This window comes from Streptomyces sp. NPDC050509 (assembly GCF_044457965.1).
In the GTDB taxonomy this organism is placed as follows: Bacteria; Actinomycetota; Actinomycetes; order Streptomycetales; family Streptomycetaceae; genus Streptomyces.
Genome location: NZ_JBITHL010000006.1, coordinates 271,626 through 288,805, shown reverse-complemented (window position 1 = coordinate 288,805; position 17,180 = coordinate 271,626). Strand labels below are relative to the sequence as shown.

Genomic DNA, 17,180 nt, shown 5'->3' with positions numbered 1-17,180 from the left:
GTGTCGGGTCAGCCGCAGAACTCCGCCTCGTTGACCTTGTCGGTGTCACCCGCCCAGTCACCGTTGAGGTTGAGGGCGAGCGCGTGCGTGCCGTCCCCGGTCGTGAGCGCGCTGGACTGCGAGCCGTGGATGCCGCCGCCGTGGCCCCAGACCTCCTTGCCGCAGGAGAGCGGCTGCCGCATCAGGCCGAGGCCGTACCCCGGCCCCGACGCGTTCGGCTTGCCGTCCACCGTCGACACGGTGCCCAGCATCTCGGCGAGCTGGCGCGCGGGCAGCAGTCTCCCCTTGAGCAGTGCGGTGTAGAAGGTGTTGAGATCGGCCGTGGTCGAGATCATCTCGCCGGCCGCGCCCGCGATCGAGGGGTTGAGTTCGGTGACGTCCTCGATCTTCGGCGCCGGGTCGACGGTGAGGATGGAGTAGGCGCGGCTGGAGGGCTGGGGCAGCCGGGCCCCGGTGCCGGGCACGCTGGTGGCGCGCAGCCCCAGCGGGCGCAGGACGCGCCGCTCGATCTCGTCGCCGTACGGGCGCCCCGTCACCTTCTCCACGATCATTCCGGCGAGGACGTAGTTGGTGTTGGAGTACTTCCAGTCGGTGCCGGGGGCGAAGTCGGGCCGGTGCGCCAGGGCTATGCCGACCAACTGGCGTGCCGTCCAGGTGTCGTAGCGGTTCTCCAGGAACTTCTCGCTGAAGACCTTGTCGCCGAACTCCCGGTCCTCCGTGTAGTTGAAGAGGCCACTGGTGTGGTTGAGGAGCTGGCGGACGGTGATGGCGCGTCCGTCGTTGCCGTTGCCCTGTACGACGCCGGGCAGCCGGGATTCGACGGTGTCGTCCAGATCGATCCGGCCCTCTCCCTGGAGCTGGAGGAGGACGGTGGCGACGAACGTCTTGGTGATGGACCCGACGCGGAAGCGGTCCCGCGCCTGGCGTTCCTGGCCGGTGGTCAGGTCGCCGGTGCCCGCGACGCCGTTCCAGGTGCCGCGCCGGTCGCGGGCCTGGGCCACCACCCCGGGGACGCCCTCCGCGACGACGGCTTTGACGGCGCGCTGGGTGGCGCCGTGCCCGGGGCCGGCGCCCCGTGGTCCTGTCGTGGCCGCGGCGGGGCTCACCAGCGCGGTGCCCGCGAGGGCGGCGGCCACCAGAGTCGTCGCGCAGGCGGTACGGACCGTACGTGTCCCCATGGGAACTCCTCGTGATCGGCGTGCGGGTCGACGGGAAGGACTCCGGCCGCCGCGGGCACGTTGACCGATCACCGGGGATTGACCTGTTTCAGCCGTTTTCCGGCGTAACGCCGTCCCCGGGGCCGTGCTCAGGACCGATGACCCGGCCCAGGGCCGGGCGCTCGTGCCACAGCCGTACGCCCACGTCGACGAGTTCGACACGGTCGAGTTCCGCGAGCGCGTCCAGGGCGTGCCAGGCGGCCAGATCGGTGGAACCGCCTTGCTCGGGGCGCAGTTCGCCCCCGGTGATCCGGCCCTCGTAGATGATGCGCAGCCCCTGGAAGTCGGCGAACGCGCCGAGTGTGCGGGGGTAGCGGCGGCGGATCGAGTCCACCCCGAGGAGCGCGGTCATCTCGCTGGTGTGGCCGGTCTCCTCCTCGACCTCGCGGACGGCGGTGTCGACGGGGTCCTCCCCGTGGTCCATGCCGCCGCCGGGGAGCGTCCACCGTTTGGTGCCGTCCTTCGCCACCCAGCGCGCGAGGAGGATCTGTCCGTCGTGGACGCACACGGCGTAAGCGGCCACTCGTAGCTCCTGGTTCATCCCGTGAGCCTAGAACGTACCGCCCGTTCCGCTCGCGCCGTCCCCCTGCACGCCCTCCCGGTGGCGCATGTGACGCGGTGGCGGATCTCCGCCATGACTGGAACGCGCCCCTGGCAGCCCTCCACAAAACCCCCACTTGTACGAAAAGCTGAGCGGTCATCCGGTACCGCAATCCGGACCGACTCTTTCATCGAACAAGGATGCTGATGACCTCCGAATCCGACAGCTCCATATCCGGTCCGAGACGCATGGCCCGGGTCACGGCGGCGGCCGGCCTGGTGGCCGCGCTGATGGCCGCCGGCGCCGCGCCCTCGTTCGCCGCGACGGGCGCCGACGACCCGGCCGTCCCCGCGCCCGTGAAGTCGTCCGCCGGCTCCGACAAGCCGGGGTCCGACAAGTTGGGGGCGGCCGACGCCGATCTGCTCGCCAAGGCGAAGGCCGAGGGCGAGAAGAGCGTCACCGTGATGGTCGCCACGGCTCCCGGCGCGACCCGGCAGGTCGCCGGCCAACTGGACGCCGTCGAGGGCGCCGTGGTCGGCAAGACGTACGACCAGCTCGGCTACGTGCGCGCGACGCTGCCCACCGCCAGGGCGGACGCGGCGATCAAAGCGGCCCAGAAGCTCTCGTCGGTCCACGGCATCGACCTCCAGCAGGAGATCGAGCTGGACGACCCGAGGCCCGCGGCGGACACCACATCCACGAAGGACGCGTCGAAGCGTCAGGCCGTGAAGAAGTACCCGGCGCCGGACCGGAAGACGCCCGCGAAGAACCCGTACAACCCGTCCTTCGAGACCGGCGCGGTCGACTTCGTCAAGAAGCACCCCAAGGCCGACGGCCGCGGTGTCACCATCGGCATCCTGGACACCGGTATCGACCTGGGCCACCCGGCGCTCCAGAAGACCACCACCGGTGAGCGCAAGGTCGTCGACTGGGTGACCGCCACGGACCCGGTCTCCGACGGCGACGGCACCTGGCTGCGGATGAACGGGGCGGTCAGCGGCCCGTCGTTCACGGCGGCCGGCCGTACGTGGAAGGCGCCGGCGGGCGCGTACAAGTTCACCACCTTCGCCGAACGGGCCACCCTCGGCGGCGACATGGCCGGTGACCTCAACCGCGACGGCGACACCACCGACGTGTGGGGCGTGCTGTACGACCCGGCGACCGGCACCGTACGCGTCGACCTGGACAACGACGGCGACTTCACCGACGACGCCGCGATGAAGCCGTACAAGGACGGTTTCCAGATCGGCTACTTCGGCAAGGACGACCCGGCCACCCCGGTGGCCGAGCGCATCCCGTTCACCGTCGAGGTCCGCAAGGACGTTGTCTACAACGCGGCGGGCGCGACGTCCGACTACGTCAGCATCGGTGTCATCGAGGGCTCGCACGGCAGCCATGTCGCGGGCATCACCGCGGCCAACGGCCTCTTCGGCGGCACGATGAACGGCGCGGCGCCCGGCGCCAAGCTGGTCTCCTCGCGCGCCTGCACCTGGAGCGGCGGCTGCACCAGCGTCGCGCTGACCGAGGGCATGATCGACCTCGTCGTCAACCGTGGCGTGGACATCGTCAACATGTCGATCGGCGGTCTGCCGCCGCTCAACGACGGCAACAACGCCCGCGCGGAGCTGTACAACCGGCTCATCGACACCTACGGCGTCCAGCTCGTCATCTCGGCGGGCAACGACGGCCCCGGCACCAACACCATCAGCGACCCGGCCCTGGCCGACAAGGTCATCTCGGTCGCCGCGTCGATCTCCAAGGAGACCTGGGCCGCCAACTACGGCTCCGGCGTGTCGAAGAAGTACGCGCTGCTGCCCTTCTCCGCCCGGGGCCCGCGCGAGGACGGCGGCTTCACGCCGACGCTCACCGCGCCCGGCGCCGCCATCAACTCCACCCAGACCTGGGCGCCCGGCGGCCCGGTCGCCGAGGCCGGGTACGCGCTGCCGCCCGGCTACTCGATGCTCCAGGGCACCTCGATGGCCTCCCCGCAGGCCGCGGGCGCGAGCGCGCTGCTGATCTCCGCCGCGAAGCAGAAGAGGATCGAGCTGTCCCCGGCGAAGCTGCGCACCGCGCTCACCAGCACGGCGTCGAAGATCTCCGGTCTCCAGGCGCACGAGCAGGGCGCCGGTCTGATCGATGTCGTGGACGCGTGGAAGTCGATCGAGCGCGCCTCCGGCAAGCACGCGGTCGCCGCTCACGAGTACGGCGTGAAGGCGCCGGTCGACACCGCGCTCGACCAGTTCCTGAAGACCCCGGGCTTCGGCACCGGCGTGTACGACCGCGAGGGCGGGCTGAAGGCCGGCAAGAGCCGGACGTACGACGTCACCATCACCCGGACCACGGGCGGCAAGGGCGCGCTGGAGCACCGGCTGAAGTGGAAGTACGACGACGGTACGTTCCGGCTGCTCGGCAGTGACCGGATCAAGCTGCCGCTGAACCAGCCGGTGACCGTCACCGTGCAGGCCAAGCCCCGTTCCGCCGGGGTGCACAGCGCGATCCTGGAGGTCGACGACCGCCGCACGGAGGGCGTGGACAAGCAGATCCTCGCCACCGTGGTCGTCGCCAAGGAGCTGACGGGTGCCTCGAAGCCCGCGTACACCGTCACGGCGAAGGACTCGGTGCAGCGCAACAGCTCCACCTCGTACTTCGTCACCGTGCCGGAGGGCGCCAAGACGCTGGAGGTGGCGCTCGGCGGGCTCGCCAAGGACAGCCAGACCCGCTTCATCTCGCTGCACCCGTACGGCGTGGCGATGGAGAACAGCTCGACGGTCTACTGCTACCCGAACTACCCGAACCCGGCCAACACCTGCCGCCCCGACGTGCGTTCCTACGCGGACCCGGCGCCGGGCGTCTGGGAGATCGAGATCGAGTCGCGCCGTACGTCGCCGCTGCTGGACAACCCGTACACCCTGGACGTGACGCTGTTGGGCGCCTCCTTCGACCCGGCGGTCACCTCGATCCCCGCCGCGAAGATCGGCACCGCGACGCCGGTCACCTGGAAGGTCACCAACGGTTTCGCCGCGATCGACGGCACGCTCGGCGGCGGCTCGCTGGGCTCGGCGAAGGTCACCCGCCCGACGATCTCGGACGGTGACCAGCAGACGACGACCGTCACCCTCGGCGCGGGTGTCGAGCGGCTCGACGTGGCCATCGGCGGCACCTCGGACAACGGCGCCGACCTGGACCTCCTGGTCTACAAGGACGGCACGCAGGTCGGCGCGTCCACGTCGGCGGGCTCGGAGGAGTCCGTCAGCCTGGCCGACCCGGCCGCCGGTACGTACACGATCGTGGTGGACGCCTACTCGGTCCCGGCCGGGTCCACGGCGTACGACTACCGTGACGTGTACTACTCGGCGTCCCTGGGCTCGGTCACGGCCGACTCCTCGAAGCCGGTGAAGCTCGCCACCGGCGCGTCGGCGGAGGTCTCGGCGAACGTCCTGGTGAACAGCGCGGCCCCCGCGGGCCGGCAGTTCTTCGGCGAGGTCAAGCTGCTGAACGCGCGCGGTACGGCCGCGGGCACCGGCAGCGTGATCATCGAGGGCGTCACTCCGTAACCCCACGTAACTCTCGGTGAGGGGCGGGCGTCCGAACGGGCGCCCGCCCTTCGCGTGGTCCCGCACCGCACCCCGGTCCGCGTCCCGCTCCTCGGACAATGGATTGGACAAACCGCCCGTGGACATACGCATCATGAGAGAACGCGTTCCCGGGACAGTCGCGAGTGAAGGAGCCCCAGTGAAGGTCGGAATCGTCGGAGCCACCGGTCAGGTCGGCACGGTCATGCGCAGCATCCTGGCCGAACGGAACTTCCCGGTCACGGAGCTGCGGCTGTTCGCGTCCGCCCGCTCCGCGGGCTCCACCATCGCGTTCGGGTCCACACCGATCACGGTCGAGGACGCGGCCACGGCCGACTACGCGGGGCTCGACATCGTGCTCTTCTCCGCGGGCGGCGCCACCTCGAAGGCGCTCGCCGAGAAGGTCGCCGCACAGGGCGCCGTCGTGATCGACAACTCCTCCGCCTGGCGCCGCGACCCCGAGGTCCCGCTGGTCGTCTCCGAGGTCAACCCGCACGCGATCGCGAACCGCCCCAAGGGCATCATCGCCAACCCGAACTGCACCACGATGGCCGCCATGCCCGTGCTGCGCCCACTGCACGACGAGGCCGGGCTGACCGCGCTGATCGCCACGACGTACCAGGCCGTGTCCGGCTCGGGGCTGGCCGGCGTGGCCGAGCTGCACGGCCAGGCGCAGAAGGTCGTCGCCGAGGCCGACAAGCTGACGCACGACGGCGGGGCCGTGGACTTCCCCGAGCCCGCCGTCTACCAGCGCCCCATCGCCTTCAACGTGGTGCCGCTCGCTGGCGGCATCGTGGACGACGGCTCCTTCGAGACCGACGAGGAGCAGAAGCTCCGCAACGAGTCCCGCAAGATCCTGGAGATCCCGGAGCTGAAGGTCTCCGGGACCTGCGTCCGCGTACCGGTCTTCTCCGGCCACTCGCTCCAGGTCAACGCCCGCTTCACCCGTCCGCTGAGCGTGGAGCGCGCCTACGAGCTGCTGAAGGACGCGCCGGGCGTGGAGCTGTCCGAGATCCCGACGCCGCTCCAGGCGGCCGGCAAGGACGTGTCGTACGTCGGCCGCATCCGTCAGGACGAGACGGCGGAGAACGGTCTGGCGCTGTTCCTCTCCGGCGACAACCTGCGCAAGGGCGCCGCGCTGAACGCGGTCCAGATCGCTGAGCTGGTGGCGGCCGAGCTGACGGCGTAGGGCAGCGTACGGCGGCGGGGCGGGCGCCCCGTACCCCCGGTCTCAGTGGCCGGTGGTACGGGGCACCCGCCCCGCCGTCATCCCCGCCCCCAGCGCGAGGGCGAGCGCGGCCAGCGCGCCGCCGAGGCCGAACGCCCCGGCGACCTCGTGGCGGTCCACGGCCCGGCCGCCGAGGAGCGCGCCGAGCGCGATGGCCGCGTTGAAGACCCCGGTGAAGAGCGCGGAGCCGGCCTCCCGGCGGTCCGGGACCACCGTCATCAGCCAGCCCTGGGCGCTGACCGGCACCCCGCCGTACGCCACGCCCCACACCAGCAGCAGCGCCACGGCGGCGACCGGCGAGCCACCGGCGGGGACGGTCAGCAGGACCGTCGCGGCCAGCAGCGCCGCGAGGCCCAGCAGCGCCCGGCGCGGGGCGTGGGCGGCGGGCCCGCCCGCCAGGAAGGTGCCCGCGAGCGCGGCGGCCCCGTACCCCAGCAGCAGCCCGCTGACCGGTCCAGGGCCGATCCCCGCCACCCGTTCCAGGGCCGGGCGCACATAGGTGTACGCGGCGAAATGCCCGGTGACCAGCAGTCCGGCCGCCACCAGGACGGCCCGTACCCCCGGGACCCGGAACAGCCCGGCGACCTCGCGGAGCCGTACCGCCTCCCGCGCGGGCAGCGGCGGGAGCACGGCGAGCAGCGCGGCGGCCCCGACGGCGAGCACCGCCATCGCGCCGAACGCCCAGCGCCATCCGACGAGACCCCCCATCAGCGTCCCGGCCGGTACCCCGAGCACGGACGCCACCGCGGTCCCGCTGAAGATCACGGCGGTGGCCCGCCCCACCGCGGCGCCGCCGACCAGGCGCCCGGCGAGCCCGGCCGCGATCGCCCAGACGCCCCCGACACAGACCCCGACCAGGGCGCGCGCGGCCAGCAGCACCCCGAAGGCGGGCGCGAGCGCGGAGAGCACATTGGCGGCGGCGAGCAGGAGCAGCAGCGCCCGGAGCACGGTCCGCCGGTCGGCGCGGCGCGCGGCGACCGGCAGCAGGGGCGCGGCGAGCGCCGCGACGAGCCCGGGCAGGGTGACGGCGAGCCCGGCCGTGCCGTCGGACGCCCCCAGTCCCTGTCCGAGGGGGGTGAGCAGCCCGACGGGCAGCATCTCCGTGGTGACGACACAGCAGGTGGCGGCGGCGACGGCGAGGACGGACAGGGGTAACGCGCGATTCTCCGGAGGCTGTCCCGCGGCCCGTTCCATCCGATGCATAGGACAAGCGTTCGCCTGAGGTGGCTCCGGATCAACACCCGGGCGCCTCCGGCCTCCCGGAGGGCGGGGCTGCCCTTGTGCCACCGCATCTCCCGTACCGGCCGTGGAAGGATGACTCCACACGTCACATACCGAGGAGATGAACCGGGTGCCTGGCACAAATCTGACCCGCGAAGAGGCACAGCAGCGCGCGCGCCTCCTCAGCGTTGACTCGTACGGGATCGACCTCGATCTCAGCGGCGCGCAGGAGGGCGGCACCTTCCGGTCCGTGACCACCGTGCGGTTCCGCAGCGCGCAGGCCGGGGCGGAGACCTTCATCGATCTGGTGGCGCCCGCCGTGCACGAGATCGTGCTGAACGGCACCGCGCTGGACACGGCCGCCGTCTTCGCGGACTCGCGGATCGCGCTCAAGGAGCTCCACGAGGGGCCGAACGAGCTGACGGTCGTCGCGGAGTGCGCGTACACCAACACGGGCGAGGGGCTGCACCGCTTCGTCGACCCGGTCGACGAGCAGGCGTACCTCTACACGCAGTTCGAGGTGCCGGACGCGCGCCGCGTCTTCGCCTCCTTCGAGCAGCCGGACCTGAAGGCGACCTTCCAGTTCACCGTGAAGGCGCCCGAGGGCTGGACCGTCGTCTCCAACTCGCCGACGCCGGAGCCCGAGGACCACCTCTGGGTCTTCGAGCCGACGCCGCGCATCTCGACGTACATCACCGCGCTGATCGCCGGTCCGTACCACTCGGTGCACAGCTCGTACGAGAAGGACGGGCAGTCCGTGCCGCTGGGCATCTACTGCCGGCCCTCGCTCGCCGAGTACCTGGACTCGGACGCGATCTTCGAGGTCACGCGGCAGGGCTTCACCTGGTTCCAGGAGAAGTTCGACTACGCGTACCCCTTCGCCAAGTACGACCAGCTCTTCGTGCCGGAGTTCAACGCGGGCGCGATGGAGAACGCGGGCGCGGTGACCATCCGCGACCAGTACGTCTTCCGCTCGAAGGTGACGGACGCGGCGTACGAGACGCGGGCCGAGACGATCCTGCACGAGCTGGCGCACATGTGGTTCGGCGACCTGGTCACCATGGAGTGGTGGAACGACCTGTGGCTGAACGAGTCGTTCGCCACGTACACGTCGATCGCCTGCCTGGCGTACGCGCCGGACTCGCGGTGGCCGCAGTCGTGGACGACGTTCGCCAACTCCATGAAGACCTGGGCGTACCGGCAGGACCAGCTTCCCTCCACGCACCCGATCATGGCGGAGATCCGCGACCTGGACGACGTGCTCGTCAACTTCGACGGGATCACGTACGCCAAGGGCGCCTCCGTACTGAAGCAGCTCGTCGCGTACGTCGGCCAGGACGAGTTCTTCAAGGGCGTGCAGGCGTACTTCAAGGCGCACGCCTTCGGCAACACGCGCCTCTCCGACCTGCTGGGCGCGCTGGAGGAGACCTCCGGGCGTGATCTGAAGACCTGGTCGAAGGCGTGGCTGGAGACGGCGGGCATCAACATCCTGCGCCCGGAGATCGAGCTGGACGAGGCGGGCAACGTCGCCTCGCTGGCGGTACGGCAGGAGGCCCCGGCGCTCCCGGCCGGCGCCAAGGGGGAGCCCACGCTCCGTCCGCACCGGATCGCCGTCGGCTGCTACGACCTGGACGGGGACGGCAAGCTCGTCCGTACGAGCCGGATCGAGCTGGACGTCGACGGGGAGCGTACGGAGGTGCCGTTCCCGGCGGACACCCCGCGCCCGGCCGTGATCCTGCTCAACGACGACGACCTGTCGTACGCGAAGGTCCGGCTCGACGAGGAGTCGCTGCGCGTGGTCACCGAGCACCTCGGGGACTTCACGCAGTCGCTGCCGCGCGCGCTGTGCTGGGCGTCGGCGTGGGACATGACGCGCGACGGCGAACTGGCGACCCGCGACTACCTGGCGCTGGTGCTCTCCGGCATCGCGAAGGAGTCGGACATCGGCGTCGTCCAGTCGCTGCACCGCCAGGTGAAGCTGGCGCTCGACCTGTACGCGGCGCCCGCGTGGCGCGAGGCGGGGCTGGCGCAGTGGACGGAGGCGACGCTGGCGCACCTGCGGGCGGCGGAGCCGGGCAGCGACCACCAGCTCGCGTGGGCGCGCGCGTTCGCGGCGACCGCCCGTACGCCGCAGCAGCTCGACCTGTTGCAGGGCCTGCTGGACGGTACGGAGTCGGTCGAGGGCCTGGCCGTCGACACCGAGCTGCGCTGGGCGTTCGTCCAGCGGCTGGCGGCGGTCGGACTGCACGACGAGGAGGAGATCGCGGCGGAGTACGAGCGCGACCGCACCGCGGCGGGCGAACGCCACGCCGCCGCCGCCCGCTCGGCCCGCCCGCTGGCCGAGGCCAAGGCGGAGGCGTGGGCCTCGGTGGTGGAGAGCGACAAGCTGCCGAACTCCCTCCAGGAGGCGGTGATCGGCGGCTTCGTCCAGACCGACCAGCGCGAACTGCTGGCGCCGTACGCGGACAAGTACTTCGCGGCGGTCACCGGCGTCTGGGAGTCGCGCTCGCACGAGATGGCGCAGCAGGTCGCGATCGGCCTCTACCCGGCGATCCAGGTCTCGCGGGAGACCCTGGACGCGACGGACACCTGGCTCGCCTCGGCGGGCCCGAACGCGGCGCTGCGCCGGCTGATCTCGGAGTCCCGCTCGGGCGTGGAACGCGCGCTGCGGGCCCAGGCGGCGGACGAGGGCGCGGGGGCCGCGTAGCGGCCGGGGCTTGTGGTCGTGAGCTGAGCCCGGTGGCCACCTGCGGGTGGTCACCGGGTGCGGGGGCCGCGTTGCGGCCGGGGGCGGCTTCCGGGTGGCCTTGGGCTGACTCCGGTGGCCACCTGCGGGCAGTCACCGGGCGCGGGGGCCGCGTTGCGGCCGGGGCTTGTGGTCTTGAGCTGAGCCCGGTGGCCACCTGCGGGTAGTCACCGGGTGCCCCTCCGGGGGCACGTCCGGGACTGCATGATTTACGGCGCGTGCGGGCCTGTTGGAGCGTGGCCGCTTGCCATGCGCCACAAATCACGCTTTATGTCCCGAACATGCCCCCTGCGTGTCCCCCTTTCCCGCCCGTCACACCCCGCACGCTCCGCCGGCCGCCGTGCCGTACGGCCAGGTGCCGCCGGAAGAAGACCCGGCAGTCAACGGCCTCGCTCAACTCATCCGCATCCGTGGCCAGTCGCTCCGCCCACCACCAGTCGGCACATTCGTCGCAACCGGTGACCGGCTCGGGGGCCGGAAGAGGGGCGGACCTGTCCATTGGAAGCCGGGCCGACTCCGTCGGCCATACATCCTCGGGCTTCACCTCCCATTCGGCTCCGCCGAGCACCGGACGCAGACGCCAGCGATCTGCCGTCCCGCCACGGAACTCGGCCAGCCTGCCCGTTGCCATGTCGAGGACCGACGAACCCACCTCGGGCGGCACCTTGTGGACCATGACTTACTCCCCTGTTCGCACACTCCCGGTGATACGCAACAGGCGTGAGGGCAGCCCTGTTTGACCGACTGCCGACTCCACCTCATGGCGTTGAGTGGACCCTAGGACACACCACGTCGGATTCTCAACAGTGAGAAACCGCATCAGACTCGATCGAGTGGTCCCGCTATGGCACAGTGGTTGCCGAGCATCAGGGCAAGGGAGAGGAGCGTGATGGCGTCCGCACGACGGCCGACCTCACGTCAAGCACGACTGGGCGCCGAGCTGCGCAAGCTACGGGAAGCCGTGCCCATGTCCGGCGCGAAAGCGGCCTCGCACCTCGGCGGTGAACGTTCCCTGATCAGCCATGTCGAGGCCGGCCGCTGGGGAATCAAGCCCGAACGGGTTCAGTTCCTCGCTACGCACTATGGCGCGACCGACAAGAACCTCGTCGACGCGCTCGTCGCCATGGCGCGAGAACGCGGCGACGGGTGGTGGGACACATTCAACGGCGTGCTTCCTCCGGCACTGTTGGAGCTGGCGGAGATCGAACATCACGCCACTTCTCTGCGCACCGCCCAAGCGCTCATCGTCCCGGGGATTTTCCAGACCGAGGAGTACGCGCACGCGGTCTTCTCCACAGCCAATCCCAACGCTTCGGATGACGAGCTGAGCGCACGGGTGCAGCACCGCCTGGCCCGGCGCGAAGTCTTCGACCGCGAGCACCCGATGCCCTACGAAGCGCTCATTCATGAGGCCGCGCTCCGGATCAACTACGGCAGCCGCGCCATCACCCGCAGGCAGTTGGCCTTCCTGCTCGAATCGGCCGACCGGCCGGGCGTGTCCATCCGCGTCATCCCGTTCGCCGCTGAATCCTTCATCGGATTCGTGCCGCAGATGTTCTATGCAGGCGGGACTGTGCCTCAACTGGACACCGTCATCATTGAAAGCGTTCTCGGCCTGGTGTTCATGGACGAGGAAGATCAGCTCGAAAAGTATCGATCCCTGTTTGATGCGTTCAAGGATCTCTCACTCGAAACCGATGAGTCGAAGACCATGATTGACCGCATCCTCAAGGAAGGATGAGGGGCAATCATCGTGACCGACGAGGCCACTTGGCAGAAATCATCGTTCTCCCAGGGAGCCGGCGAGTGCATAGAGATTTCCGGCGGTGCTGAAAAGATCCTGATACGCGAGAGCGACAGCCCGGAAACCATCGTGGCCACAGGCCCCGAAGGGCTCGGCGTGCTCATTCTGACCATCAAGGCTGGGGAGTTCGGGCACCTGCTCTGACCCGCCCGTTCACCGCGCCCCCGCCCGGACCAGGATACGAAGCAGCAGCCCTGAGCAACACAACGCGTGAGGCGTAAGCGGGAGGCGGCATCAACGCGGATTCAGCCCACGCCTGGCCGCGTTGATGACGTTGTGGGCGTCGACCCCGTACACCGCCGACTCGCAGAGGGTCTTCCAGACCTTCCTGTACAGCGTGACGTTGTCGGAGTCGTCCAACCACATCTCGGCGTGCCAGTCCTCGGCGACGACGAGGCGGTCGTCAAGGATCCAGAAGCCGTTGGCAGGAACGATCTTCACGGACGCCGTGAAGGGGATGACGCCCAGCTCGACCGTGTCCATACCGATCATTCCGGTGAGACGGTCCAGTTGGGCGGCCAGCACAGCGGGAGGGCAGATCAGCGAGCGCAGCGCGGCCTCCCACATCAGCACGTGCAGCTTTCGACCGGGCCGGTACAGCCACTCCTGCCGCTGCACCCGAGACCGTACGGCGTCTTCGACATCGCCGACCCCGTCGAACAACTCCGAGTAGCGCTGGATCACGTGGCGGGCGTACTCGGGGGTCTGTAGCGGTCCAGCGATCACCGACTCTTCCCAGACCCACATTTCCGAGGTGCGCTCGATCTCCGCGCTCAGCCCCTCGTGCAGCGGCTTGAAGCCGTTCGCCAGAGCCCTGCGCCATGACCTGATGTGCGACTCGAACCCGGCCAGCCGGGCAGCAAGCTCGGGATACACGCCGGGCTGCTCGGTCGCGTCGGCCCACGCCCTCAGGTCTTCGGGGGTGGCCGTCTGCCTGCCGTTCTCCAGCTTGCTGACCTTGGAGCCTTGCCAGCCCAGCCGCTGGGCGAGCTGCTGACCGGTAAGCCGACCATCAGGGCACGAGAAACGCAGTTCGCGCAGCCGCGCCCCAACGCCGCCCGTGCCTGCTGACAGTCAGTGCCCACTGGTCACGCGCGTTGTTCGGTCCCGGCCACCCGCGCCGCGAACTGGTCGTACGGGACGGCGTGGTGCATGGCCGCGTCGCGAACGATGGCGTACCGCACGACCTCGGCCGGTTCGGTGATCAGCTCGATGTCGAGCAGGTTGTCTTCGTCGTCGAAGTGCAGCAGAGCCACCACCCGCGAGTCGAAGATCCAGAAGTCCTCGGCGGGCAGAGTGGCCCCGTCGGCGTCCTCACGCCAGAGGTAGCGGATGTCCTCGCCCACGGCCGCGTTGTGCCGGGCGTAGTCGAGCAGGAACCGCTGTTCCGTGGTGGGCGGGTCGTCGGCGATGCGGACGCGGCCGACCGTCTTGCCCGTGTCTGTCTGGGCACGGATGTTGACGAACCAAGGCTCGTCAGGGTCGCAGGGCGACGAGCCCGTGGCCAGGAACTGCTGAAAGTCGGGGTCCTGTCGGTCCGACGCGTAACCGCGCCGCGTCTCCAGCCGCCAGGCGGTGTACTCGAAGGTCTCGAAGAGACGCCGAAAGGTGTCCCGGTCCACGCGTTCCGGCACCCGCTCCATCTCCTTCGGTCCCCGACCGTCGGCCTTGCCGTCTGTGCCCGTAAACCGCGATTGCCGAGCCATGGACGCTCTCCCTTCCAGGGGTGTTGCTCCCACAGCATGGCGGGATTTCCCGTTCTGCTCTACGAGGTGAGGCAGGCGGAGGCCGCGAGTGACCGCCTTGAGAAGCCGACCACGACACTCGGCCACGGCAGCCTGCCCTACCCAACCGGCACGTTGGTGCGAGACACCATCTCAGAGCGCACCGGCCACCTGGTCGGCGTCCTGGAGGAGCGCACCAAGGAGGGCAACAAGGTCGTCAGCCGACAGGCGTTCATGCGCCCCGAGGGAGGCGGCGTCGAGTGGGACGTGCCCTTGGAGCGGATCAAGCCCGTGGACATGTAGCCGACATGGCCGCCCGCAAGAGCGCCCCGATCTACGGTTGGGACTGGCAGGCGTGTCCGGTGGATGTGGTGTCAGGCGGGGGCTGTGTGCCCGTTGTCCCGCCCCTGTGCGGTCCGGGAACGCAGATCAGGACCACAGTGCCCGTGGTGCTTCATGCCGCGGCCCGGTGGGTCGGGCGGTGCCGGGTGCCCCCTGAGCTGGGGTTGGTGCGATCCGACGCGTTTTGATGGAACCGATTCGCTGAGACAGAACCCAGACATACGCGAGATCATTTCAGGATCGACCCGGCCCTAGTGTCATCGGTGTCAGCAGGAAACACCGCAACCGACAGTCGCTGGAGATCAAGATGCGTTCGCGTCTCGCCGCCCGTTCCACCCGCCTCGTCCTCGCCGCCGCCGCCGTAACGGCCCTCGCCGCCACGACCACCGCGTGCGGGCCCGAGGAGGACGGCGCCGCGGCCACCGCGACCTCCGCCTCCACCGAGTCCGCCACCTCCGGCGACAGCGACGGCAGTTCCGCCACGGGCGGTTCCAGCGACTCCGGCTCGGACTCGGACTCGGGCTCCGGCACCGGCTCCAAGGACTCCGGCTCCTCCGGCAAGGAGTCCGGCACCGACGACGGCGGGAAGAGCGGCTACGGGCAGTCCTGCGGCACCAACGACCTGAACTTCAAGGTCACCTCGGAGACCCAGGCCGGCGGCTACTACCTCGTCACCGTCTCGGCCAAGTCCGGCATCACCTGCTACCTCGACCCCAACACCCCCAGCGTGTCCTTCGGTTCGAAGGCCGAAGGGGTCGCCTCCCCGGTCGGACAGGGCGGTGAAGACCCGATCAAGCTCACCGGCTCCGCCGTCGCCTACACCGGCATCAGCCCCAAGACGACCAACAGCGACTCCGGTGTGGAGTTCGAGAACGTCATCATCGCCACCTCCGAGGAGGACGAGAACCCCGCCGAGCTCAAGCTCCCCGAGCCCGCCACGGTCGAGAAGCCCATCGTCACCAACTGGGACGACGAGATCTCCGGGGCCGTCCCGCAGATCGTCTGACCCACCAACCCACGCCGAGCGACCCACCGCCTCTCACCCCACGACACCACCGACGCCCGCAGCGCGGTCGGCGGCGTGGACCTGAGGGGCGGACCGCTGTTCCAAGGGACGGACCGGCGATTTCCCACCTACCCAGTTCAACACCCGCGCCGGGTATGCGAGATGATCCCGCCGTGAAAAAGCTGCGTACCACTGACCCCACCCAGCTCGGCCCCCACACGATTGTCGGGCGTATCGGCGCCGGGGGCATGGGGCAGGTCTACCTCGGACGTTCGCCAGGGGGCCGACTGCTCGCGCTGAAGGTGGTCAGGGACGACTTCGCCGAGTCCGCCGACGTACTGGCCCGGTTCCGCCGGGAGGTGGAGACCGTGGGGCGGGTGCGCAGCGCGTACACGGCGGCGCTGGTCGACTGCGAGATCGACGCGCGCCCCTACTGGCTGGCGACGGAGTACGTGCCGGGGCCCACGGTCGGCGCGGCCGTGCGGTCGCAGCAGCCGGGCGGGCTGCCGGGGCGGTTCTGTCTCCTGTTGTTCGCCGCTCTCGCCGAAGCGCTGGCCGATGTGCACGCGCGCGGGGTGAGCCACCGTGATCTGAAGCCGCAGAACATCATCCTGTCGGCCGACGGGCCCCGGCTGATCGACTTCGGCATCGCCCGTACGTCGGACCAGACCGCGCTGACCCAGGTCGGGCAGACGGTGGGCAGCCTCGGCTACACCGCGCCCGAGGTGATGGCCGAGAACCAGGCCGGCCCGGCGGCGGACGTGTTCGCGCTCGGGGCCACCCTGGCGTACGTGGCGACCGGGCGCGCCCCCTTCGGGGCGAACGCCGCCGGGGTGGTGTACCGCACCCTCCACGGGGAGGTCGACGTCGACGGCGTCGATCCGGTGGTCGCCGAGCTGATCACCGCGTGCGTCGATGTGAAGCCCGAGCGGCGGCCGGACCCGGCGGAGATCATCCGGTGGTGCGACGTACGGTCCGCGCTGACCGACGACCCGGTCTACCGGCGGCTCGTCGCCGACGCGCAGAGCGCCACCGCGACGGTCCTGGACGGCGCGCCGGGCCAGGCGGCGGCGCCGCGCTCCCCGGACACGCCGCCGCGCCCCTCGCACGAAGCCCCGACGATCGCCGTCGCTCCCCGGACGCTGCTGGCACCGGCGCGGCCCGTCCCGGCGCCGCCCGTCGCGGGGAGCGCCGGGCGGCGGGCCGCCCTGGTGTCGGCGAGTGCCGCCGCGCTCGTCGCGCTCGTCGGGGCGGTCCTGCTCGTGGTCCAGCCCGGCTGGGGCGAGACCGACTCCGGCGACCTGGCCGGTCCCACGTCCGGGGCGGCCCAGTCCCCCGTGGAACTGGCGCCGGAGGAGCCCGAGAAACCCGCGGAGCCGGAGGGCGCGGTGACCGGGATGGCGGCCAAGTGTCTCCATGTCGCCAACTCCGACACGGAGAACGGCGCCGTCCTGCAACTGTGGACCTGCAACAACACCGACGCCCAGCACTGGAAGGTGCTAGGCGGGGGCCGGCTCCAGGCGCTGGGCAAGTGCATGGACGTGGAGTGGAGCGGTACGGCGAACAACACGCCCATACGGCTGTGGGACTGCAACGGGAGCACGGCGCAGCAGTGGGAGAGCCAGGCCGACGGGACGCTCAAGAACGTGGGGTCGGGCAGGTGCCTGGACCTCACCGCCGGGAAGACGGAGAACGGCACGCCGCTCATCCTCTTCGACTGCCTCGCGAGCGAGAACCAGGTCTGGCGGCTCCCCGCGTAGGTTCAGGAACGCGCGAAGG

Annotated in this window: 12 protein-coding genes and 1 pseudogene; 8 read left to right on the top strand and 5 right to left on the bottom strand. The window is 70.5% G+C overall.

Going from position 1 to position 17,180, the window contains the following annotated elements; all coding sequences use genetic code 11:
• Positions 1-8 precede the first annotated feature (8 nt).
• A complete protein-coding gene (locus ACIBJC_RS19430) occupies positions 9-1,178 on the bottom strand; it encodes a serine hydrolase domain-containing protein (RefSeq protein ID WP_399293786.1) in 1,170 nt (389 codons plus the stop codon).
• A gap of 88 nt (positions 1,179-1,266) precedes the next feature.
• Positions 1,267-1,758, bottom strand: a complete 492-nt coding sequence (locus ACIBJC_RS19425; protein WP_399293783.1) for an NUDIX hydrolase — start codon at positions 1,756-1,758, stop codon at positions 1,267-1,269.
• 200 nt (positions 1,759-1,958) lie between these two features.
• On the opposite strand from ACIBJC_RS19425, the gene ACIBJC_RS19420 reads away from it, so the two are divergent.
• Both ACIBJC_RS19420 and ACIBJC_RS19415 read left to right on the top strand, forming a co-directional pair.
• Positions 1,959-5,312, top strand: coding sequence for a S8 family serine peptidase (locus tag ACIBJC_RS19420; RefSeq protein WP_399293780.1), 3,354 nt, complete (start codon positions 1,959-1,961; stop codon positions 5,310-5,312).
• Between the two features lie 178 nt (positions 5,313-5,490).
• Entirely contained in the window at positions 5,491-6,519 is a 1,029-nt protein-coding gene (locus tag ACIBJC_RS19415; RefSeq protein ID WP_399293777.1) for an aspartate-semialdehyde dehydrogenase, read from the top strand.
• A 42-nt stretch (positions 6,520-6,561) separates the two neighbouring features.
• Here the strand turns inward: ACIBJC_RS19415 and ACIBJC_RS19410 are convergent, their stop codons facing one another.
• A complete protein-coding gene (locus ACIBJC_RS19410) occupies positions 6,562-7,761 on the bottom strand; it encodes an MFS transporter (protein WP_399293774.1) in 1,200 nt (399 codons plus the stop codon).
• A gap of 148 nt (positions 7,762-7,909) precedes the next feature.
• Between ACIBJC_RS19410 and pepN the strand changes: the two genes are divergently transcribed.
• The 3 genes from pepN to ACIBJC_RS19395 all read left to right on the top strand — a co-directional run bounded on the left by pepN (position 7,910) and on the right by ACIBJC_RS19395 (position 12,473).
• On the top strand, positions 7,910-10,486 hold the full coding sequence (gene pepN, locus ACIBJC_RS19405) for an aminopeptidase N (RefSeq protein ID WP_399293771.1): 2,577 nt from the start codon (positions 7,910-7,912) through the stop codon (positions 10,484-10,486).
• Positions 10,487-11,414: 928 nt separating this feature from the next.
• On the top strand, positions 11,415-12,266 hold the full coding sequence (locus ACIBJC_RS19400; protein ID WP_399293768.1) for a helix-turn-helix domain-containing protein: 852 nt from the start codon (positions 11,415-11,417) through the stop codon (positions 12,264-12,266).
• Between the two features lie 12 nt (positions 12,267-12,278).
• A complete protein-coding gene (locus tag ACIBJC_RS19395; protein WP_399293766.1) occupies positions 12,279-12,473 on the top strand; it encodes a DUF397 domain-containing protein in 195 nt (64 codons plus the stop codon).
• Between the two features lie 90 nt (positions 12,474-12,563).
• Here ACIBJC_RS19395 and ACIBJC_RS19390 read toward each other — a convergent pair.
• Both ACIBJC_RS19390 and ACIBJC_RS19385 read right to left on the bottom strand, forming a co-directional pair.
• Positions 12,564-13,414 (bottom strand): annotated as a pseudogene (locus ACIBJC_RS19390) (helix-turn-helix domain-containing protein).
• A 3-nt stretch (positions 13,415-13,417) separates the two neighbouring features.
• Positions 13,418-14,035 (bottom strand): DUF6879 family protein, encoded by a 618-nt coding sequence (locus ACIBJC_RS19385; protein ID WP_399293763.1) that lies wholly within the window; start codon positions 14,033-14,035, stop codon positions 13,418-13,420.
• A 36-nt stretch (positions 14,036-14,071) separates the two neighbouring features.
• Here ACIBJC_RS19385 and ACIBJC_RS19380 point away from each other — a divergent pair, with 36 nt between their 5' ends.
• The 3 genes from ACIBJC_RS19380 to ACIBJC_RS19370 all read left to right on the top strand — a co-directional run bounded on the left by ACIBJC_RS19380 (position 14,072) and on the right by ACIBJC_RS19370 (position 17,161).
• On the top strand, positions 14,072-14,356 hold the full coding sequence (locus ACIBJC_RS19380; protein WP_399293760.1) for a hypothetical protein: 285 nt from the start codon (positions 14,072-14,074) through the stop codon (positions 14,354-14,356).
• A 346-nt stretch (positions 14,357-14,702) separates the two neighbouring features.
• Entirely contained in the window at positions 14,703-15,401 is a 699-nt protein-coding gene (locus ACIBJC_RS19375; RefSeq protein WP_399293757.1) for a hypothetical protein, read from the top strand.
• Positions 15,402-15,574: 173 nt separating this feature from the next.
• Positions 15,575-17,161, top strand: a complete 1,587-nt coding sequence (locus ACIBJC_RS19370; RefSeq protein WP_399293755.1) for a ricin-type beta-trefoil lectin domain protein — start codon at positions 15,575-15,577, stop codon at positions 17,159-17,161.
• The last annotated feature ends 19 nt before the right edge of the window (positions 17,162-17,180 follow it).